Source organism: Paenibacillus sp. G2S3 (assembly GCF_030123105.1).
Lineage (GTDB): Bacteria > Bacillota > Bacilli > Paenibacillales > Paenibacillaceae > Paenibacillus_AQ.
Genome location: NZ_CP126095.1, coordinates 597,796 through 619,425 on the forward strand (window position 1 = coordinate 597,796; position 21,630 = coordinate 619,425).

At 44.0% G+C, this 21,630-nt stretch carries 22 protein-coding genes; 19 read left to right on the forward strand and 3 right to left on the reverse strand.

The genetic code is table 11. The features are described 5' to 3' along the window. Positions 1–24: 24 nt before the first annotated feature. Both QNH28_RS02720 and QNH28_RS02725 read left to right on the forward strand, forming a co-directional pair. Positions 25–1,116 carry a GerAB/ArcD/ProY family transporter gene (locus QNH28_RS02720; RefSeq protein WP_283910055.1) on the forward strand — a complete coding sequence of 364 codons (1,092 nt, stop codon included), beginning with the start codon at positions 25–27 and terminating at the stop codon, positions 1,114–1,116. Beyond that, on the forward strand, positions 1,113–2,318 hold the full coding sequence (locus QNH28_RS02725) for a Ger(x)C family spore germination protein (protein ID WP_283910056.1): 1,206 nt from the start codon (positions 1,113–1,115) through the stop codon (positions 2,316–2,318). The genes QNH28_RS02720 and QNH28_RS02725 overlap by 4 nt, the downstream gene beginning before the upstream one ends. Positions 2,319–2,340: 22 nt before the next feature. Here the strand turns inward: QNH28_RS02725 and QNH28_RS02730 are convergent, their stop codons facing one another. Further along, a complete protein-coding gene (locus QNH28_RS02730; protein WP_283910057.1) occupies positions 2,341–3,225 on the reverse strand; it encodes a CHAD domain-containing protein in 885 nt (294 codons plus the stop codon). A gap of 202 nt (positions 3,226–3,427) precedes the next feature. Here QNH28_RS02730 and QNH28_RS02735 point away from each other — a divergent pair, with 202 nt between their 5' ends. Continuing rightward, on the forward strand, positions 3,428–4,333 hold the full coding sequence (locus QNH28_RS02735; RefSeq protein WP_283910058.1) for a lipoate--protein ligase family protein: 906 nt from the start codon (positions 3,428–3,430) through the stop codon (positions 4,331–4,333). A 71-nt stretch (positions 4,334–4,404) separates the two neighbouring features. On the opposite strand, the gene QNH28_RS02740 is transcribed toward QNH28_RS02735, so the two are convergent. After that, positions 4,405–5,184: a carbon-nitrogen family hydrolase gene (locus QNH28_RS02740; protein WP_283910059.1), complete on the reverse strand. Its 780-nt coding sequence runs from the start codon at positions 5,182–5,184 to the stop codon at positions 4,405–4,407. Between the two features lie 163 nt (positions 5,185–5,347). On the opposite strand from QNH28_RS02740, the gene QNH28_RS02745 reads away from it, so the two are divergent. From QNH28_RS02745 to QNH28_RS02780, 8 genes are all read left to right on the forward strand, one after another. Then, complete coding sequence (locus tag QNH28_RS02745) at positions 5,348–5,776, forward strand: MarR family winged helix-turn-helix transcriptional regulator (RefSeq protein WP_283910060.1); 429 nt, start codon at positions 5,348–5,350, stop codon at positions 5,774–5,776. A 42-nt stretch (positions 5,777–5,818) separates the two neighbouring features. Beyond that, complete coding sequence (locus tag QNH28_RS02750; RefSeq protein ID WP_283910061.1) at positions 5,819–6,460, forward strand: nitroreductase family protein; 642 nt, start codon at positions 5,819–5,821, stop codon at positions 6,458–6,460. Positions 6,461–6,488: 28 nt separating this feature from the next. Then, positions 6,489–6,782 carry a putative quinol monooxygenase gene (locus tag QNH28_RS02755; RefSeq protein WP_042123857.1) on the forward strand — a complete coding sequence of 98 codons (294 nt, stop codon included), beginning with the start codon at positions 6,489–6,491 and terminating at the stop codon, positions 6,780–6,782. A 173-nt stretch (positions 6,783–6,955) separates the two neighbouring features. Continuing rightward, positions 6,956–8,524, forward strand: coding sequence for a phospholipase D-like domain-containing protein (locus QNH28_RS02760; RefSeq protein WP_283910062.1), 1,569 nt, complete (start codon positions 6,956–6,958; stop codon positions 8,522–8,524). A 61-nt stretch (positions 8,525–8,585) separates the two neighbouring features. Continuing rightward, positions 8,586–8,963 (forward strand): hypothetical protein, encoded by a 378-nt coding sequence (locus QNH28_RS02765; RefSeq protein WP_283910063.1) that lies wholly within the window; start codon positions 8,586–8,588, stop codon positions 8,961–8,963. 73 nt (positions 8,964–9,036) lie between these two features. Continuing rightward, positions 9,037–9,363: an ArsR/SmtB family transcription factor gene (locus tag QNH28_RS02770; protein WP_283910064.1), complete on the forward strand. Its 327-nt coding sequence runs from the start codon at positions 9,037–9,039 to the stop codon at positions 9,361–9,363. A 99-nt stretch (positions 9,364–9,462) separates the two neighbouring features. Beyond that, on the forward strand, positions 9,463–11,241 hold the full coding sequence (locus tag QNH28_RS02775; protein ID WP_283910065.1) for a SulP family inorganic anion transporter: 1,779 nt from the start codon (positions 9,463–9,465) through the stop codon (positions 11,239–11,241). A gap of 230 nt (positions 11,242–11,471) precedes the next feature. Beyond that, on the forward strand, positions 11,472–12,167 hold the full coding sequence (locus tag QNH28_RS02780; RefSeq protein WP_283910066.1) for a DUF1361 domain-containing protein: 696 nt from the start codon (positions 11,472–11,474) through the stop codon (positions 12,165–12,167). Here the strand turns inward: QNH28_RS02780 and QNH28_RS02785 are convergent. Then, positions 12,164–12,484 carry an MGMT family protein gene (locus tag QNH28_RS02785; protein ID WP_283910067.1) on the reverse strand — a complete coding sequence of 107 codons (321 nt, stop codon included), beginning with the start codon at positions 12,482–12,484 and terminating at the stop codon, positions 12,164–12,166. The genes QNH28_RS02780 and QNH28_RS02785 overlap by 4 nt on opposite strands. Before the next feature lie 221 nt (positions 12,485–12,705). Here QNH28_RS02785 and QNH28_RS02790 point away from each other — a divergent pair, with 221 nt between their 5' ends. The 8 genes from QNH28_RS02790 to QNH28_RS02825 all read left to right on the forward strand — a co-directional run bounded on the left by QNH28_RS02790 (position 12,706) and on the right by QNH28_RS02825 (position 21,582). Continuing rightward, complete coding sequence (locus QNH28_RS02790) at positions 12,706–14,256, forward strand: spore germination protein (RefSeq protein WP_283910068.1); 1,551 nt, start codon at positions 12,706–12,708, stop codon at positions 14,254–14,256. After that, positions 14,253–15,407 (forward strand): Ger(x)C family spore germination protein, encoded by a 1,155-nt coding sequence (locus QNH28_RS02795; protein ID WP_283910069.1) that lies wholly within the window; start codon positions 14,253–14,255, stop codon positions 15,405–15,407. The genes QNH28_RS02790 and QNH28_RS02795 overlap by 4 nt, the downstream gene beginning before the upstream one ends. Positions 15,408–15,646: 239 nt before the next feature. Beyond that, positions 15,647–16,756: a GerAB/ArcD/ProY family transporter gene (locus tag QNH28_RS02800; protein WP_283910070.1), complete on the forward strand. Its 1,110-nt coding sequence runs from the start codon at positions 15,647–15,649 to the stop codon at positions 16,754–16,756. Positions 16,757–16,880: 124 nt separating this feature from the next. Beyond that, positions 16,881–17,507 (forward strand): hypothetical protein, encoded by a 627-nt coding sequence (locus QNH28_RS02805; protein WP_283910071.1) that lies wholly within the window; start codon positions 16,881–16,883, stop codon positions 17,505–17,507. 19 nt (positions 17,508–17,526) lie between these two features. Next, positions 17,527–17,823 carry an antibiotic biosynthesis monooxygenase family protein gene (locus tag QNH28_RS02810; RefSeq protein WP_283910072.1) on the forward strand — a complete coding sequence of 99 codons (297 nt, stop codon included), beginning with the start codon at positions 17,527–17,529 and terminating at the stop codon, positions 17,821–17,823. Positions 17,824–17,837: 14 nt separating this feature from the next. Further along, positions 17,838–18,656, forward strand: a complete 819-nt coding sequence (locus QNH28_RS02815) for a phosphotransferase family protein (RefSeq protein WP_283910073.1) — start codon at positions 17,838–17,840, stop codon at positions 18,654–18,656. Between the two features lie 26 nt (positions 18,657–18,682). Further along, positions 18,683–19,228: a DUF1697 domain-containing protein gene (locus QNH28_RS02820; RefSeq protein WP_283910074.1), complete on the forward strand. Its 546-nt coding sequence runs from the start codon at positions 18,683–18,685 to the stop codon at positions 19,226–19,228. A 218-nt stretch (positions 19,229–19,446) separates the two neighbouring features. Beyond that, on the forward strand, positions 19,447–21,582 hold the full coding sequence (locus QNH28_RS02825; protein WP_283910075.1) for a glycosyltransferase family 39 protein: 2,136 nt from the start codon (positions 19,447–19,449) through the stop codon (positions 21,580–21,582). Positions 21,583–21,630 lie beyond the last annotated feature (48 nt).

Here is a 21,630-nt window from a genome sequence, read left to right on the forward strand (position 1 = left end):
GTCTAGGTAAAGGAGGAAGAGAACATGAGCGCCGAGGTAAAGGACCGAATTACTGCTATTCAAGCGACAATCATTCTAGCCAATTACACAATTGCGGCAGGGGTACTTACGCTTCCTCGGACCATTGTAGAGGCCAGTGATAGTCCAGATGTATGGATTAGTATTTTGTTAGGGGGAGTAATCTCTTTTCTGTCAGGATTGATCATTGTGAAGCTTAGTCAACGGTTCCCAGGTCAAACCTTCTTTCAATATATCGGGAAGATTATCGGCAAACCACTCGGAACAGTTCTTACTATAGGAGTCATGGGTTATTTCCTGAGTATCGCCGGCTTTGAGATACGTTCGGTGCAGGAGGTAACCTCTTTTTTTCTACTGGAAGGTACACCTCCTTGGGCGATCGTGGCTGCTTTTATGTGGATTGCCTTCTATTTATGCAGAGGGGGAATTAATGCTATCACTAGTATGTGCAGACTCATTGTTCCGATTACCTGGACAGTGTTTCTTGGGGTTTGTCTGCTTAGTTTTGAAGTTTTCGACCTCAATAATCTGCTTCCAGTACTTGGAGATGGATTGGAACCTGTGTGGAAAGGGATCAGACCAACCATCCTAACCTTTACAGCTGGAGAAGCAATGCTGTTCGTTGTTGCTTTTATGGACAAGCCTCAAAAAGCAGTAAAGGTAATTATTGCTGGTACTTGTATATCGACAATATTTTATACCTTAGCTGTTGTAGCGACCATAGGTGCTTTTTCTATAGATGGAGTGATCACAAGAACCTGGCCGTTTCTCGATCTTGTACGGAGCTTTGAAGTGAACTATCTCATTTTTGAAAGATTTGAGTCGTTGTTGTTGGTGATCTGGATTATGCAGATCTTCTGCACCTTTTGTATTGCAATATATGCAGCGTCTTTAGGATTGTCTCAAGTCATTCATAAAAACTTCAAAAGTTGTTTGTTGGCTATCCTTCCGGTTGTCTATGTAATTTCTAGAATTCCACCAAATGTGAATGCTCTGTTTGCTTTAGGATCAGGTATCGGTAATTGTATGCTTATTCTATTCGGACTGCTTCCGTTGCCATTGTTAATTATTACATATTTCCGGAGGGCTGCTTCATGAAAAAATGGAGGTTGTGGATCGTACTCTCTGTACTATGTTCTCTGTTATCAGGCTGCTGGAGCAGCACACCGATTGAGGAATTAAACATGCAGATTGGTGTTGCACTGGACAGTGCGGAGGAGTCAGGAGGCGAGGAAGTAGCTAATCCGGAAGGTGGGCACCATAAGAAACCTGAAAAAATAATAAGTACCTATCAATTTACGATTCCACAAGGATCGGGAGGCGCCGTCATGAAGTCTTCTGCCAGTTCATCCTCCTTTAAGAATTACTATAATATGAGTGAAACTAGCGATTCTATCTTTGAAGCGATGCGGCAGCTTTCACTGCGTACTAGACGCACTCCGATTGGCCATCATCTAAAGGTCATTGTGATTAGTGAAAAACTCGCGCGTTCCAATAACCTTACTAAAATCATAGATTTCTTTACTCGGGATAATGATATCCGTCCGAGTGTTATGTTATTTGTCAGTAAGGGAATGGCCAAGGATGTATTGGAAAATGCATTGCCGGGTCAGACTCCTGCCTTTGTACTTGAAGGAATATTCAATAACAGAGACCGGAATATGGGGATATGGGAGCCGGTATCTCTGGCTAAAGTAGTTGGCCCGTTGCAAGGAAAGAAAAGCTTTTTATTGCAAAATGTTATCCCTATTGATCAGGAGACAAAGCTATCAGGAGCTGGAGTATTCAACGGGGGAACGGGAAAGCTTGTTGGCTTTTTGGATGAGTCGGAGCTAGAGGGGATGGCCTGGCTGACCGGAAAGGGGCTAGGAGGGGTACTCAAGACGTATAATCCGGAGAACAATGACCTCTTAACCTATGAGGTGAAATCGATGCATAGCAAGATCAAAGCCAATGTGAATAATGGCCAGATCTCTTTTAACGTGAAAATAAAATCTACAGGTAGATATGCTGAGGTCTTTGCCGAGAAATCGAAGAAATTACACGACGGAATTGTAAAGAAGGATAAAGCCTTGCTACAGAAGCGTGTGCTAGAAATGGTGCAAACTACTGTAACAAAAATGCAGAAGGAACTGCATACCGAAGCTGCCGGTTTCGGCACCAGTTTACATAATCAGCATCCAGCCGTATGGCGGAGCGTAAAGGATAACTGGGACGAAACCTTCAGCAAAATTCCGATTACCTATGAAGTAAACCTGAATATTGAAGAATACGGCGCGTCAGATACAACGGCTGAATAGAAAGGTTGTAGACAATTCAGTGCTACTTCAAGTGATGTGTGACAGGTATTACATCATTTTGATGCAGCGCATCGAGTACTTCAGTTTTTAATTGTGAAGTGAAGGTATTCCATGTTTTTTTGCCGATATCCAGTTCTTCACGTCCAATAGCGTTTAGTGTATCTAACCAAAGACGTTTATCGTTAATCAGCCCGAGCTGATCTTGGATCTGTTTATATATTTCCTCATGGGCATGGAATTTCTGATTTAACGCAAAAGAGGCGGCACTAGCGGTATATCGCAGTTCCTTAGCAGCTATCCTCAGCTCGTGCAATGTGTCAAAGGCTGCTTCTGATTCGGCATCTTGTCCCCGAAATATGGCTTTGCAAGCTTTTTTCTTCTGCTCATAAGCTACCTCAAGTTCGCGCATGACAACGTTGGCGTCTTTTTTCGCTACCAGTGCCTCAAGCTGTTCACTTAGGAAGGCTTTCCACTTCTCATCCAGATCTTCATTAATTAGCTTAGGCAGCTCATCGGCCAGCTTCTTACGATAAGTTTTGCGCTTGTCCTTTTGGTGATCGATCACTGCCTTCAACAATTCTGCGGTCTTTGTATCGCCATCTTCCTTAGCCTGTGTGCGTTTAGTCTTGAACGATTCAATGAGAACGTCTGCATCTCTGACCTTGCCTAATCTCTTTTGGGCTTTCTCAAAAAGGGGGTACAGCCCTAGAGTATGGCCCGGATCGAGAATGGATAGCAGTGTCAACAGCTTGCGGCAGTTCACTCTTGCTTGGTGAATGTCCTGGTCATCGAATTTGCTAAGTGCATCATGGCAGTAATCCCAAAAATCAATATACAGCAGGTTAAGTGCCTGTTCCCATTGTCTTGTCTTGGTTGACTGTCGTTCCTTCATCACTTCCACTGTCATGCAGCATCACTCCTTAACGTTGTGTATAGCATGAACCTAAGGCTACCCCCTTTTCGAGCTGGGGCACGTTCGTATACTATAAGGATAGCGTTATCATAACCTCATTTCAATTCTGATTTCGCACTAGCGAGGCAGATCGGTTACAATATCACGGATAATACGGGAAAGAGGGGAATTGGTGAATACTCGGGAGTACGATGCAATGATCAATGGATCATTTAATAGAAGTAAGGAAGCCATCGGACTTCCTGCAGAAATGGGACTTTTCCAGCATCTAATCTTAAAGGATAACAGTAAAGCTACGGAAGCAGGGAGATCCGGGGAGATGTTGATCCCGTTCGCCTTTGAGGAAACCCTTTGCAGGGATGTCGGAGCGGGACTTGTTCCTCCAAGTCTGCACTTATGGAGTCATTCTGGAGGTGTTGCGCTCGGGCTACGGGACAGTAAGCTTCCGTACGCGGCTCAAGCGATGGCTAAGTTAGAGCAGCAAGGAATTCGTACAGCGGTAAGACATTCCGGTGGTGCTGCGGTGCCTCTGGATAATGGAATTGTTAATGTTTCGCTAGTTCTACCCAAAGGACGCGGAAAGCTGGACTTTCATGATGACTTTAGGCTTCTGGCTTCTCTGATCACCGAGGCAGTTGCTATGAGTCATCCACAGGCTGCGGCTCAAATTGAGGCTGGTGAAATTGTTGGTTCTTACTGCCCGGGGGACTTCGATTTGGCGATCGGTGGGCGAAAATTTTGCGGCATTGCTCAGCGCAGACAAAATAATGCCTATTTCGTACATGCATTTGTAGTGGTTTCGGGTTCGGGACTGGAACGTGGTGAACTCATTCATAAATTCTATGAGCAAGCCTCAGGAGGAGACTCAGCATTATCTTATCCGCGGGTTCGTCCAGAGACGATCGCTGGGCTTGGCGAACTAGGTGGACCGAATGCTACTGAAGTATTTGCCGAAGGCATTAGACAAGCATTAGCCCACCGTGGAGTGGTGCTTAAATCCTCTGACAGGCTGCAGCAGGAGACCGGATATTTCTTGGACTATGAAGATCCGCGTGTTCTGGATGCTGCGCGAGTCCTGCATGAACGATATTCCCAAGGATAAAAGGACGTTGGGCAATGTTAAGAAGGACGTAACAGAACTCTGGCGAGTAGCCAGCCTCTGTTACGTCCTTTTTAATTATATAAGTCCGGACGTCTGTCTGCAAAAATCGGGATTTGTGCTCGAATTTCACGCACCATATGTAAATCGATATCCCCTGTTAGGATTTCTTCCCCTTCAGAAGCTTCACATAAAATATCTCCCCAAGGATCAATTATCATAGAATGTCCAGCAAAGGTATTGTTAGGATCGCTGCCTGCACGGTTGCAGGCTACTACATAACATTGGTTCTCGATCGCTCTGCTGATCAGTAGCGCGCGCCAGTGGGGCAATCTAGATAAAGGCCATTCTGCACTGACGAACAAGATTTCTGCGCCTTGCGCGGTATGGGCACGAACCCATTCTGGAAATCGGATATCATAACAGATTAATCCGGCACATAACGTACCTTCCAATGTGAAGAGGCCTTTATCTTCTCCAGGCTGCAAATATAGATGTTCATCCATTAGCTGAAACAAATGCAGCTTACTGTATTCGCCAACAAGTTCTCCAGATCGATTAAATACAAACATACGATTAGTTACACCGGAGGCCTGTCTGGTAGCAACTGAACCAGCTACAATATTGGTGTTGTATTGTTTGGCTAATCTGGAGATGAATTCCTTGGTAATTTCTCCTTCTGAATCTCCAATATTTTCTAGTCGGGTTAGATCATAGCCAGTGGTCCAAAGCTCAGGGAGAATAAGACAGTCGGGGGCTGCAGCGGCAGCTGCACTAATTTTATTTGCTACTGTAGCATAATTCATATCGGGATTGCCAAATGCTATATCCAGCTGAATCAGGGATATTCTCATAGGATTCCTCCTTTTTGTTCAAGCCTATATCACCTTAAAGTGATAAGCAATGTTGATTTTTTAAAAATGATTTGATATATTAGTTGACGGGTCAATGATTATAAGTTAGTATAATTTCATACAAAACAATTGCATACAATTGAATTTGTAAAGGAGGTATATTTTGACGGAGCACTATCCTGAGGAAGACCGCATATTTGAACTGCTGCAGGCATTAAACAAGGGAATCTGTCCGAAATTCGAACGATGTGCTGGGATCAGCCCCACACGGCTTCGCCTCCTGAATGAACTATTCCAGGTAGATGAAGTCAGCCAAATTACTCTGCAAAAGGGCATGGATATAGATGCGGCCGCCGTCACTCGACACTTGAAAGGGATGGAAGAGAGCGGTACGATCACTCGCCGCAACAACCCAGCAGATAACAGGGTTACATTGGTCTCATTAACGGATCAAGGGCGGGAAAGAATGATTCAATATAGCGAAGAGAAGAGGCGGTTTGTCGCTACTCTGCTTACTGGATTTAACGATCAGGAGCGAACAGTGCTCATAGATATGCTTAATCGTCTGCAATCTAATATCAATCTGTTGTAACTGTAACTACCCAAATTACACATTCAAAGGAGAAATACACATATGAACGCTACACAAACACAAACCAATGATTTTAAAGAAATTATCACAGGTCGTCGCTCTATCCGCAAATATGATCCATCCGTTAAGATCAGCAAAGAAGAGATGACACAGATTCTTACGGAGGCTACCCTTGCACCTTCTTCTGTAAACATGCAGCCTTGGCGGTTTCTTGTCATTGAAAGTGAAGAAGCTAAAGCTACTCTAGCTCCTCTTGCTCGCTTTAATGGCGTACAAGTAGAAACCTCTGCAGCTATGATTGCCATCTTCGGTGATTTGAACAATTTCGACTTTGCTGAGGAGATTTATGGTACAGCTGTTGAACGTGGACTAATGCCTGCTGAAGTAAAAGAAAACCAATTGACTAGATTATCCGCTCACTTTGCTACCTTGCCACGTGAAGTTAACAAAGACACTGTGCTCATCGATGGTGCTCTTGTAGCGATGCAGTTGATGCTGGTTGCCCGTGCACATGGTTACGATACAAACCCAATTGGTGGTTATGAGAAAGATCAAATCGCAGAAGCGTTTGGTATGGAAAAAGATCGTTATGTTCCTGTAATGTTGCTTTCCATCGGTAAGGCTGTTGATGCAGGTTACCCATCTGTCCGTTTGCCTATCGATAAGATTGCTGAGTGGAAATAATATTTTTACACCTTAGGAGGAATTTACAATGATTATTATCCATGCTGTGCTAAAAGTGAATCCAGAACGTCGCGAGCAATTTTTGGCGGAGTCCAAAACACTGCTCACTGCTACTCACGCTGAAGAGGGAAATCTATCTTACGAGCTGTATGAGAATGCTGGAGAAGCAAACTCATTTATTATGGTGGAGACATGGCGCGACGCTGAAGCCGTATCCAGCCACAATACGAGCCCTCATTTTACCGCGTTCTCAGCTAAAGCTGCTGAATTCTTGGCTGCGCCACTAGACGTAAAAGTATTTAGCGCAGAGCAAGTGAAATAAGTTATCTCGATTCTTAGTGAATCTTGTTCCATCCTAAACAGGGATGTTCCATAGCCACAATGGCTGCGGGGCATTCCTGTTTTTATGTTCCCCGTTTATAAGGAGGAGTTCAAGGGTATCTATCCTTACGATTGATACATATCCACTCACAATAAAGATAGGGGATCTTACATATGGAAATAGAGAAAAATATGATCGACATCCTGAACTATTATTTATCAGGCGGTTCACTTGTCCGCATTATGGGCGAAGCAGGAGAAGAGGCGGAGCGCCGGCTAAAGGGGATCGACTTGGAGGCGGCTAGAGCATACCGTCAGTCCATTGGCGGAGTCATTACGGAGGGTAAGCAGCTATTTCAGGTTCCTGGATTTAGCCCAAGATTGCTGGGGAAACTTACTGAAGTATTAGGCAGATTAAATTCAGATAAGCTAAAGGTTCTGGCGCCACAAACTACATGGAATAATCGAGTAGATCCTTACGTGAATGGACCCGAGTGCCTTGGGATGATAATAGAAGAAATAAAGAAGGCACAGCATTATATTCACCTGTCCGTGATGCTCTTCTTTAATGATCATTCAGGTAATCTGGTTGCAGATGAATTATTTCATGCCCTTAACCGGGGAGTGAAGGTACGGATCATGGTCAATTACACGCTGACAGCTTTAGGGTATGAGAATAATCTGACGTTTGGTGAATTCTCCAAGATTTCTGAAAGGCTTGAGAATGCAGGAGCTAAGCTGCTGAATACCTTTAATTCGTATTATACAGCCGTAGAATGGCGTGTGAAGCGAAAGATGCTGGAGCAGCAAGGTGTACCGGAAAGCATTTTGTTTTTGCAGGATAAAGTACAAGAGGACGTTGAAATCACAGGGCTGAATGTCATTGATCATCGGAAGTTTATAGTCATTGATGGGGTAACCTCTATTATTGGCAGCCTGAATATTGGTGATCAATACACGTATGTGACGCCTGTTCAGGCATCATCTGCGGTCAGTATAGAAGGACATCTACAAGGGATTCCTAGTAAAAAAGAGGAGTGGCATGATGGCTGCTTCCGGATTCGTGGCGCGGCGGCGCAGCCTCTAAATGCTATGTTTCACTCCCGATGGTTACTTCTGGGTGGTGATCATTTTGACGTGGATGACGCTTTCTACCATCCGAATGTAAATTATCATTTTGGGGAGGAAGAATGCACGCTGTTTGCAAGCTTTCCGGGCAATCCAGTTAACTTAATTCAGCAATATTACTTGAATTTAATTACCTATGCGACTGAGGAGACGGTAATTGTAAATCCTTATTTGATTGATCAAGAGTTTTGGGATCGGCTGGGGGAGCTGGGGCCAGACTGTTCCTGTCATCTGAGCATCTGCAATCCGCTGAAGGTTAATGATCATCCTACCAATTCTGCGGCAGTACGAGGCAATATGTATAAGCCGTTTATCAATGGGGTTTCTTTTTATGATTACAGCTTCACAGGTCGGTTTTCACATTGGAAAATAACCTATGACCATAGATCACGGGCGGTATTTCATGGCTCCTACAACATCAATGAGAGAAGCGCCTGCCACGATTTCGAGCTGGGAATGCTGGTAAAAGGGGAGGCCTTCGCTGAGCGGATAAAGTCTATAATCGATTATGATCTGGGTGTCTCACGGAGAATTACGAAGAAAAGTGAGTTCTTTAAGCATCCTTGGCTGCATCCTAGTACGTATCTGAACAAGGTTACCCAGAATTACACTTGATAATATGGGTTCATTGTCATGTATAATGATCGTTATAAATTATCAAGGTGGAGTAATGGCTATGAAACTCAAAATTACAAAGTGTGGTTTGAAAAAGGACGAGGTATACTTTCGCACAGATTTCGGCGAGGGCCGGGGGATCTGGTGCGGTGCTCCTGCGGAGCCAGATACGGAAAGGGATGTCGAATTCGAGCTTTCGGAGCTGCTCATGAGATGGGTGGATATTCTGCCTGTACCTGCCAGTGAGTTCGGCATCAGGTTAGATGGAGATAAGGTTATTTTTACCGGTGTGCTGGAGAATATTGAAGAGGACGGAACTGGATTTTTGCGATTAGGGGAAGGTTTAGTGATGTTCGAGTGTCTTGGTGAGCCTATGGCACTTGGTGTTTTTGTAGAAGTACAGGTTCGTAATGTGAGCATCTACCCCTTGAATATTTGACGCTTATAAGGGACTAAGATAACATACAAAGATAACCTTAGATTCAGAAGTAAGCTATGAGGAGTAGAAGTCTATGAACACCGAAATTCAGCAATTTAAGACCGAATTCTTCAAGGCGCTGGCTCATCCGATGCGAATCCGTATACTGGAACTGCTCTGCGAAGGTGAGAAGAATGTGAATGAGCTACAAGCCATTCTAGGATCGGAAGGCTCTGCTGTATCCCAGCAGTTAGCTGTTTTACGCGCCAAGAATGTAGTAGCCAGTGTAAAAGAAGGTACCACTGTGATCTATTCGTTACGTGATCCTCTGATTAAAGATCTTCTGGTCGTAGCTAAACAAATATTTGATAACCATCTGGTGAATACCATTTCATTGCTCGAGGGTATGCGCGGAGAATAAAGGAATAACATTATTTTGGCGTTGACAACAGTCGCGTCCTAGAGTAATGTTCTTCTTATATTCAAATAATCAGATATTTAAAGAAAAGAAGGTTTGATCATGACAGGGTGGGGCCGGTATAAAGGCTACAACATGAATGCATTTCGCAAGGATTTGATTTCAGGGACAATCGTCGGTGTTATTGCCATTCCATTGGGGATGGCATTTGCTATTGCATCCGGTGTAAAACCGGAATATGGGATCTACACGACGATTGTTGCCGGCATATGTATTTCATTGTTCGGAGGATCAAAATTTCAGATTGGTGGGCCGACAGGTGCTTTTATTCCTATCTTGTTTGCCATTGCGATGGAGTATGGCTATGAGAACCTGCTTATTGCTGGGATGATGGCAGGAGTTATTCTAGTTCTCATGGGATTATTAAAGCTGGGTGTACTGATCAAGTTTATTCCGAGGCCAGTAACGATTGGTTTCACAGCGGGGATAGCGGTCATTATCTTCACTGGACAGATTGCTAATTTTCTTGGATTAAGGAATATAGAACGGCATGAGAGCTTTGTAGATAACATGAAAGAAATTGGGCTTCATTTATCTACAGTGAATGGGTACAGTATCATGACTGCCGTGATTTGTCTGGTTGTTGTCATTCTGGCGATTCGCTTCGCTCCGAAGGTACCGGGTTCATTGGTGGGTCTTTTATGCGCGACTGTGATTGCTGCTTTATTCTTTAGCGGCAAGGTGACTACGATTGGCTCTGCTTACGGAGATATTCCTAATACCTTACCAAGCTTTCGATTTCCGAACATCACTTGGGAACGAATTACACTGCTGATTCGTCCGGCCTTCATCATTGCGATGCTCGGTGCTATAGAGTCATTGCTATCCGCTGTTGTAGCGGATGGAATGACGGGCAGCCGTCATAATAGCAACCGTGAGCTAATTGGTCAGGGGATCGCTAATATTGCCGCTCCTTTGTTCGGAGGCATACCGGCCACAGGTGCCATTGCCAGAACAGCAACGAACATTAAGAGTGGCGCTGTTTCTCCGATCTCAGGGATCGTTCACGGTGTTGTAGTGTTTCTAATTCTACTGTTGTTCGCACCCTATGCTTCCAGTATTCCTTTGGCTGCGATGGCACCTATCTTAATGGTAGTAGCTTGGAATATGAGTGAGCGCAAAGAATTTCTTCATCTGCTTAAGATCAAGACTGGCGATTCCTTGGTGTTATTCATCACTTTCTTGTTAACGATATTTGCGGATTTAACGCTGGCTGTAGAGGTGGGATTAATTCTTGCGGTCATTCTGTTTGTGAAACGAATGGGCGAGGTTCACCTGGTAGCCAAAGTACTGCCTGATCCGAATTCCGTTAAGGTAGAGGCGCATATGGTTACAGAGAGTCATGATTGTCCGCAAATTGGCATTTACACGGTGGAAGGTCCGCTCTTTTTTGGCGCTGCTTATCGATTCGATGACACTATGCCAAGCTATGGCTCAGATCAACCTAGAATTATATTAATGCGGATGGGGAAAGTACCCTTCATGGATACCACGGGCGAATCCAATCTGGCGGAGCTGGTGCGGCATTTACAAGCTGTTGGAGGGAAACTAATGATCTCTGGTATTCAGCCACAGCCGCTTGAGCTACTAAAGAGAACTGGACTGTATGACACCATAGGTAAGGCTCAGTTTTATCCGCATACCGGTGAAGCGATTAATGAAGCCCTTAACAGCATTAATCACAGCAAGTGTATTGGATGTACCCATGCCGCTTTTAGGGAGTGTACAGCGTTCTCCTGTCTGGAAGAGGCGGGAAGTTTACGCGGTTTGAAAGGGCGAAAGAAACCTGTAATTGCACCTGAACTAAATGGTGGTCTCTGAGTTAAATAGAAAAGAGTCAGCCCAGGCGTTTCTACGTCTGGGTTTTTCAGTTCAAATATAAGAATTTAAGTTTCGCATCATATATTATCCTTATATTTCTCGCATAAACGCTTATCGTCCTAATAAGGACGACAAAGGCGTTTATGCTTGAGATTGGACTTGAGAATGCCAAATTTGTACAATTGGGTATAAGTTAAATGTAAACTATATCGATAAGGAGAAATAAGCTCATGAAGGAATTGAATTATCCGAAGGTGTTTATGCTCTTGGCGGGATTGTCTGTCGCGACAATGGCCGTATATCGTGTAGTGTCACTTCAGACGGATTCGTTTTATGCATTTTTAATCTGGAATTTGTTCTTAGCCTGGATTCCGTTCCTATTCTCTATGGCTGCTTATGAACTGGATAAAAGGAAGATAGGGGGCTTGCTGCTTGTTCCGCTAGGCGTCGCTTGGCTGCTATTTTTTCCGAACGCGCCTTATCTCATGACGGATCTGGTGCATTTAACGGTAAGAAAAAGCAGATATATCGTGGATGGTACCATTCAGAATCGGTATTGGTATGATCTGGTTACCCTCCTATTGTTCACTTGGAGCGGTTGGTTGACCGGGTTCTTCTCTTTATACCAGTTCCAGACGGTTGTTTATCGTAAAAGCAACCTGCTGCTGTCTTGGGTATTCGTACTCGCAGCCTGCGCGCTTGGTGGATATGGTGTGCTGCTGGGCCGAGTCTACAGGCTGAATAGCTGGGATGTACTGACGGACCGCCATCAGTTATATCAGTTAGTTATAGACAGTCTGAATTGGCAGTCGGTATTTTTTAGTTTGTTTATTGCTTTTGTACTGCTGGTTATCTATGCGACGATGTATTGCTTGCTTAATGCGCTGGGTACCGGTGAAAGACGTAGTGTTAGCAGAGGGCGTTAATCAATACACTCTTCCGGAACATACTGGAATTTCTGCAGATCCACCACGTTTTTTTCATCAAAAATAACTCCTTCATCCTGTAGGTAGAGCTTCTGAAGGGAGCTGGACTCATCTTCAGTCAGCGAGATCATGCCCTTGGCATTTATAACCCGATGCCAGGGGAGTTTATGTTTTCTGCTCATGGAGTGAAGGATACGAACCACCTGTCTCGCTCCTCTTGGGCTTCCTGCGGCACGGGCAACGCCTCCGTAAGTCATCACTTTTCCTTCAGGTATAGATTGTATGATACGAATTACTTGTTCCGTAAATGGTGTCATAGGGAGCTCCTATCTCTTATTTTCATCAAATTATACCAGATGATCACTACAATCATAAACATTCAACATGCCGCTGCAAAAGCGGCTTTTTTTATTTTTACGGATAGAGTTTTCTCTCCTTTGCGAAGAAGTCCATCCCTTTTCAGTATAATTTTGGCGGATAGTATTTAGTGAGACGGGGGATAATTTCTAAGAAACCTATTGTGACAGGAGTGACTACTGTGGAGAAACAATCAGCACAGGGTGGCAGTAACCCTTCTCAAAATAACAATAAGCCTGAGCAGACTCTTAGTACGTCACTAGATGAAATGATGAATCTGTTTCGACAAATTTTCAAGGATGATGGAACACTTAGGATAAGAGTGCTAAATAATATTCATAGTGAAGGTATCCGCTGCGGATTAGTCTATATTGACGGTATGGTTGATAGGGAAATGATTCAGTACGGGGTGATCAAGCCCCTAATGGATTTTGATTTTACAGCAATGGATAGTGCGAATACAGCTGAGCTGATGGAGAAAATCCGGACGCTGGTTATTAACATTAGCGATGTGGTTTGCTCTACGAGTTTGGATGAGATGGTTAACGCGGTCGTAGCTGGAAAGACATTGTTTTTGATGGATGGCTTTGCTGGTGCGCTTAACATTAGTGCGCAGGGGTGGGAAACGAAGGCCATCGCGGAGCCTGTGACAGAAAAAAGTGTAAAGGGTCCGCGAGAAGGTTTTACAGAGTCGCTGCTTGTAAACTTGACGCTCATTCGCCGAAGAGTACAAACTCCGGACTTAAAGATTATTTATGGTCAAGTCGGGACTCGCTCCAAGACGCAAACGTGTATTTGTTATATCGAAGGAGTGGCCTCGCCGGATATTGTTAAAGAGCTGCAGAATCGAATTCAGCAGGTGGACATAGATGTTGTACTGGATACGTCAGTTTTATCAGAGCTTATTCGAGATGAACCCTTTTCACCCTTTGAAATTACAGGAAGCACAGAACGTCCTGATTCTGTAGTAAGCAAAATTATGGAGGGTAGAGTTGCCTTATTAATGGAAGGCAGTCCATATGCAATGACAGTGCCCTATTTGTTTGTGGAGAATTTTCAGGCCAGTTCTGATTATTATATTAACTATTACTTTGGTTCGTTTAACCGAATGATAAGGGTACTTGGAGCTTTTTTGTCTATTAGTATTCCTGCTTTGTACGTAGCTTTGGTTACCTATAGTCAGGAAATGCTGCCTACCATGTTGTTGCTTAGTATTTCAACATCGAGAGTAGCTGTTCCTTTTCCAACTGTAGTGGAGGTCTTGTTCATGCTAACAATATTTGAAATTCTGCGAGAGGCAGGAGAACGAATACCGACCTACATTGGCCAGGCGATTAGCATCGTGGGCGCACTTGTGCTGGGTCAGGCGGCTGTGGAAGCGAGAATAGTTAGCGCACCTATGATTATTGTAGTGGGTTTAACAGGAATTATGGCTTTGCTTAACTCTACACTGACGGGTCCTCTAATCGTGGTAAGGTCGCTATTGCTGTTAGCTACCTTTTTCCTGGGGTTATATGGGTATTTTTTAGGTGTGATCGGTTTAGTTATTCATTTGATGAGTTTACGTTCCTTTGGGGTTCAGTACATGCTTGGAGTTGGCTCTATTCGCCCGCAAGACATTAAGGATACAGCTATAAGGGCGCCGTGGTGGCATATGTATCTACGTCCAGCGATGATGGGGGCGCGTAACCGAAAGAGAAAAGCGACAAATAAAGTAAGGAATCGGTCATGAAAAAAATCAAAAAAGGGTTGCTAGCTTGTATATCGCTATTACTTCTGGTCAGTATCTTGGGCTGTTGGGATTACGCTGAAATTGAAGATAGGGCGGTTGTAGCAGGCATTGGCATCGATAAAGATTCTGACGGGAAGCTGTTAGCAACGGTCGAAATTGTGGATACCAAAGAGGGGATGAAATCTAGTCAAGCGGGTTATAAGATGGTTAGTCTTTCTGGTAAAACGTTGTTTGAAATTGTGCGAGGCATGATTTCAATCACGGGAAAGAAATTATTCTGGAGCCATTCTAAGGCGATCATTCTCAGTGAGGAGGTAGCGAAGGAAGGGGTTGTAAAAGTAATTGATTGGTACAACAGAGATACAGAAACTCGATCAGATGTATACGTGTTTGTTTCTAAAGAGAAGACGGCTCAGGAAGTAATTAATTTAAACAGCTCAACAGAAACTATTATGTCTTATGGTCTTGCCCAGCAGATGGCGATTGAAAAAAATGTAAGTACGGCTCCGGTTGTGGAAATTTGGGACTTCATTGAAAAGCTGGAGACACCCGGGGATTGTGCGATAGCTCCTCTTATTTATATTCACGAAAAAAACGGTCAGAAGAATCCACGTGTTAGTGGAACTGCTATATTCAAAATGGACAAAATGATTGGCAAGCTGAGTGGTGAAGAGACCAAGTACATGTTGTTTGTTAAAGATGAGATTAAGGGAGGGGTGTTAACCGTGAATGACGAAGAGGGAACTCCTGACTTTACACTTGAAATTTTCTCTAATAAAACAAAGATAAAGCCTGTTTGGGTCAACGGTAAGCTCCAATTACAGATTCATACGATCACACATACCGGGCTTGACGAGGTGATGACTACTGAAGGATTCACGAGTCTGAATAGTAAAAATATTATAGAAAAGCGTGCTGCAAAGGAATTAGAGGAGAATATACGCTCTGTAATTAAGAAGGTGCAGTCGGATTACCAGTCCGATGTTTTTGGATTTGGGGAGATTATCTATGAGAATATGCCTGAGACCTGGACCGAGTTAGATAAAGATTGGGAACGGGAATTCTCTGATCTAGATGTGGTTGTAAATTCAACAGTAATTATTGAGAGTAGTGCTGAAACCTCAAGATCTATCCAGATCCATCAAGAATAGGTGATTAAATTGGCTGTTATCGTTGTGATGATCTACTTTTTTGTTGTACTGATGGATCCTTACGGATTGTTAAAGCAAGGGATGAAACGGGATTTTTATGTGTGTTGTACAATATGTCTGTTTTCTTTCTGTATAGCTTTTGCATTGGCCATGAAATGGCAGCTTCCTAGTCCTTCACCTTTAATTGTAAGCTGGATCAGCAAGTTATTCTAGTTACAAGCCCAAGAGGAGATTTAAGCATGAAAAAAGAGATCATACCCACAGGGCATTCTATAAGTATTGTTGTTCTATTTATTATTGGGACTTCACTATTCATGGGACTGCCGGGAAAATCAGGCAACAGTAGCTGGATTGCTCTACTTTTTGCCATATCGTTAACGGTTCCCCTGCTGTTTATGTACGCCAGATTTCATGTGCTTTTTCCGGGTAAGGATCTATTTGATATATTGATCACGGTATTTGGGCCTATTTTTGGGAGAGTAGTTTCCTGTGTGTATATATGGTATGCGTTGCATATGGGGGCGCTCGTCCTACGGAATTTTGGGGAATTTACTAAAACGGTTGCCTTGACAGAGACGCCTATGATTGCACCTATGTTATGCATTGGCCTGTTGTGTATTTGGGTGGTTAAGGCAGGAATTGAGGTGATTGGGAGATGTGCTAAGCTATTTTTACTGCTTCTATTGGCTGAGGTTTTTTTTATTGAAATCTTAGCTATTCCCAAGCTCAAGTATCACTATTTGAAGCCTTTTCTTGACACTGGATGGTCACCGGTATTTGCAGATACATTTGGATCATTTACTTTTCCTTTTGCTGAAATTGTTCTTTTTATGGGAGTGTTTAGTCATTTACCGGCAAAAGACTCAGCTAAAAAGATTCTGCTAAGCGGATTGCTGATTTCTGGTGGGGTGATTTTGCTCGTTTCTCTACGGAATTTGCTGATTCTCAATCCTGATATTGTTCAAAGTTTATACTTCCCCTCATATGTAGCGGTTAGTCGGATTAATATAGGGGATTTTTTGACCCGAATGGAGGCATCATCAGCACTTGGATTTGTAATCACGATATTCATAAAGGCCAGCATATGTTTATATGTGGCTAGTGTTGGAGTCGCTAAGTTATTCAAACTGAAGAGCTACCGATCCGTTGTGCTTCAGCTGGGATTGATTATGGTTTATTTCTCTCAATTTATCTTCAAGGATATTATGGAGATGCAACATTTTGCCTATAATATTTATCCAATATATGCGCTTCCATTTCAGGTGATTATTCCACTGGTATTATGGATTTGCGCTGAAATTATGGTTAGTAGAAGTAAACATAAGCAGCAGACAGCGTCACAACAATAAGCCTTCATTCGACTATTCCTGATCTCTAGTGGAGATTAGGAATTCTTTGATTTCAAAACTAAACATAAGTTAGCTATAATGATAGATACATAGAATGGCTGTTTTAGAAGAGAGGGGAACATGTATGAACGTCAGCAATATCATTATGTCCTCTTATTGGGGGAGAGAGGTTAGACATAAATATATCACCCAAGGATCCAAGGCGCTGGCTGTTATTTTTCCGGGGAAAAATTACTCGGCTGAACGCCCTCTGCTAGATTATGCGGCCAAAGCAGCTCGGGAACATAATTGCGATGTCCTGCTGCTTGAATATGGCTACCAGAGTGCGAGAGTAGGTTTCAAGCGTGATGAAATGATTATTCTCATTCAGGAATGTAAGGCAGCCATTGCATCTCTTCCTGAATACAAAAAGATTCTATTTATCAGCAAAAGCGTGGGTGCGGTCATCGCAGGGAGAATTGCAGAAGAGCTGGAGATACAGAAGAAGACTTCTCATCTATTTATAACACCATTACCTGAGGCGATCCCTCTGATTCAGCAGAGTAAGGGTAGTGTTATTTATGGCGGAGGCGATCCTTTATTTAGTGAACAGCATTCCGGTGAAATTAGTGGACTGCATCATTTAAAAGTGTATAGAATCGATGATGCTAATCATAGCCTTGAGGTAGAGCAGGTCAACGAGTCACTAGCCATTTTGCTTGTTATTATTAATTTTTATCATGAATTTTTCCGTGATGCTTTAAATACATAACCTATGGAGGATGTTGAGTATGATTTTGGAAGCTGCGATGCTGCAAGTGAAGCCTGGTTTGACTACTGAATTTGAAAAAAGCTTCAAGGAGGCATCAAGCTTAATTTCTTCGATCGAAGGCTACATAGGGCATGAACTGCAACATTGCTTGGAGGATGATCATAAGTATCTGCTGCTTGTAAAGTGGAGAACGCTTGAAGATCATACCATAGGATTCAGAGAATCCAGCCAGTATCAGGAATGGAAGGCGCTGCTTCACCATTATTACGAACCATTTCCGGTAGTTGAGCATTTTACCCGCATTAATCTGGACTAAATGGAGGAAGCTGAATGAAGGCGAAGCTTGTTGGGGAAGGCAGAACAGCGGAGATCTGGCAGCATGACGATCAGAAGATTCTTAAATTGTACCGGGAGGATATATCAGAGCAAAACGTCAGCCGGGAATATAAAATCTGCCAGTTTGTACATGCACAGGGGGTTCGGACACCGCAGCCTTTTGAGCTTATTTCTGAACAGACAAGGAAAGGTATCGTTTTTCAACAAATTCAGGGTCCCTCCCTGCTAAAGTTGATGGGTGAGAAGCCTTGGAAAGTTACCCAATATGCCAGGATGATGGCGGGGCTTCACTTTGATTTGCATAAGCTTGAAATTACCGAGGAAATCGGACAGCAAAAGGATATGTTAAAGTGGAATATCATGGGGGCTCCTATGCTTAGTGAAGATGAGAAGTCAGTCATTCTAAGCTATCTGGAGAAGTTACCGGAAGGAACGCATTTATGTCATGGGGATTTCCATCCTGACAATGTGCTTATGGACGATCAGCTCTGGGTGATCGACTGGATGACTGGCGTCGTGGGAGAACCTGCTGGAGATGCTGCGCGCTCCGTAGTGATGTTCAGTTTGGGAGCTATGCCTCCGGGTGCATCTGCTTTCTCCAAATTGATGTTAGGTTTTATCAGGAAAAGATTAACTAAGGGGTATATTCAAGAGTATCTCAGATTATCAGGATACACCTATGAGGAAGTAGACCGCTGGATTCTGCCAATCGCTGCCGCACGTCTGGTGGAAGGGCTTCCGCCACCTGAGAAAGAGCTTCTAGTTAAAGAAGTTCGTAAACGTCTGCAGACCTTAACTGTGGACCTAAGCTGATCCTGACAAGAAACGGAGTGTATTCCATGACTACCTTTATTGCACTACTGCGTGGTATTAACGTCGGTGGCAACAAAATCATTAAGATGCAGGATCTGAAGACGATGTTGCAGTCCCTTGGTTTTCACAATGTACGAACGTATATTCAGAGCGGAAATGTAGTATTTGAAAGTGATGAGGAATCGGAGAGCCTCCTTAGCGGAGTCATTGAACGCCAGATTCATGAGGTGTTTGGTTTTGAGGTATCTGTTATGATTCGTACACTGGCTGAGATGGAGGAAGTAATCGCTAATAATCCCTTTCAGCTATCCGAGCCGGAGGCGTTCAAAAAATGGTATGTTTCTTTTCTGCCAGCAGAGCCTTCAGCTGAAGCGCTAGATAAGCTGCGTATTTATGAGGATGGACCGGATAAACTGCGTTTTGTCGGCAGAGAGATGTACGTATTATATGATGTCAGTGTGAGCCAATCGCCGCTTTTCAAGGTTCCTTTTGACAAAATATTGGGTATGCCTGTTACAGCACGTAACTGGAATACAGTGAATAAGCTCGTTGCTATGGGCAGGATGGAATAGTCTATTTTAAAATTTTTGCTTGGGTTGGGATTTGAACAGAAAGCCTCCACAATTATGGGGCTTTTTTTGCGTTCTGGCGGCCTTGTATATTCAGCAAACATTCAGCTTGGACTCATTGAGAGTTAAGGTAAGGGTGAAATAATAAACCTACAGAAAGATTGAACCGGGGGCACAGAACTGCCGGAATATAGACGATCAAAGGATAGGAGTGGATGGAGATGAATAGGGGCAAAAAAACAAGCTCGGATCTTATACTCTGGCTCATTTTATTACTTGCCGCTTTTTTGTACGGTTATGGAGTTTGGAATGACCACTATGTGAATACATACTACACCACCGCGGTGGGAAGTATGCTGCAGAACTTTCATAATTTCTTCTTCGCTTCACTGGACTCCGCGGGTTCAGTAACGGTGGATAAACCACCGGTTACCTTTTGGATTCAGACGCTTAGCGCACTCATCTTCGGGTTGCATGGTTGGAGTGTGATTTTGCCGCAAGCCCTTGGGGGCGTCGGCTCTGTGCTACTTCTATACCTGCTAGTTAAGCCTACCTTCGGTAGAGCGGCAGCACGTTTAGCGGCTCTAGTTATGGCAACCACTCCCGTAGCAGCGGCAGTCAGCCGGACGAATAACATTGATGCGCTGCTTGTATTCACCCTTCTACTCGCGGCATGGTTTCTATTTAAAGGAACGAAGAATAACAAAATGGGCAGTCTTCTCACAGCATTTGCGTTAATCGGTGTTGGGTTTAACGAGAAGATGCTGCAGGCTTATATGGTTTTACCGGCTTTTTATCTCTTTTATGTTTTGGCTGCTAAAGTGAACTGGAAGAGAAAGACGGGAGTATTGGCAGCCTCCACAGCAATATTGCTTGTAGTCTCCTTATCCTGGGCAGTGATCGTGGATTCGATTCCCGCCAGCAAACGACCTTATATCGGCAGTAGCGGCACAAATTCAGTGCTGAATCTTGCCTTTGGTTATAATGGCGTTGCGCGATTGACGGGGGACCGTGGGGCAGGCGGAGGCGGAGGTGGAATGCCTCCTATGAATGGTGGCGAGATGCCGGCTATGAATGGCGAGATGCCGAACATGAATGGTGAGATGCCCGCTATGAATGGCACAGATGCTACAAATAGGACGGAAGGTGGACGTGGAGAATTTTCGGGCCGGCAAGGCACAAATTCGACCTCGAATAGCCAGACTGGTGACGATGATGGAAGTGCACCAGGGCAACCTTCTGGTGGAACAGACAGTCAAGGTCGGCAATTTGGTGGTGACGACGGCGGCCGAGGAAATCGCGGTGGCATGAATGGCGGTGGAAGCGGAGGCGGGATGTTCAATACAGGAACAGCAGGCCCGCTGCGCTTATTCCAATCAGAGCTGTCAGGTCAAGCTAGCTGGATGCTACCTTTCGTATTGTTTGGCTGCATTGGATTATTCGCCAATCTGCGGAGAAAAAACTTTACCCAAGCGCATAAGGAAGCTCTTTTCTGGCTGGCATGGCTGTTGCCTATTATGGGATTCTTCAGTATCGCAGGGTTCTTCCATCAATATTATCTGGTGATGATGGCTCCGCCAATTGCAGCGTTAGTCGGTGCAGGCTGGTCAAAGCTGTGGACGCTATATCGCGAGCACTCTTCTGGTTGGCTATCTTGGCTATTGCCTGCCGCAACGCTGGTTACAGCAGGTTTCCAGTGGTACATCGTTCATCCTTATGACGATACGATTGGCAGCGGCTGGTCCAATGGGATTTTAGCTGCAGGAATAGTGGTTTCACTGGTACTGGTAGTTCTTAAAGGTAAACAGAAATCCTTTATTTATGCGACCGGTATTGCAGCAGCACTAGTATTGTTAATTGGGCCTCTCTATTGGGCAGCTACTCCAATTACTTATGGCTTGAACAGTCAAACCCCTGAGGCAGGCCCGAGCAGTAGTGAGGGTAGAGGGGGAATGGGCGGCAATTCAAGCAATTTTGGACGTAATAGCGCCACAAGTGCAAATGAGAGTCTGTTGTCCTATTTGGAGGAGAACAATACTGGGGAGACTTATCTATTTGCTACATTGGATTATGGCACAGCAGCTCCTTATATCGTGGACAAAGGTGCATCGGTTGTTATTTTGAACGGATTTTCTAACTCAGACACAGTGTATACCCCTGATACCTTAAAGGCGTTTGTTGAGAGTGGAAAGGTGAAGTACTTCCTGATCAATAGCGTTGGTATGGGTGGTGGACGTGGAGGCAACTCCGAGTTGACGACTTGGATCACGGAGAATGGTACAGAAGTTGCAGCGGCTGATTGGGCAGGAAACGATGCTGGAAACAGCGGGACGTTATACAAAGTCACAGTAAACTAGACGAATGTTAATCATATGAGGCGTGTTATGAGATGGATCTGGCACGCT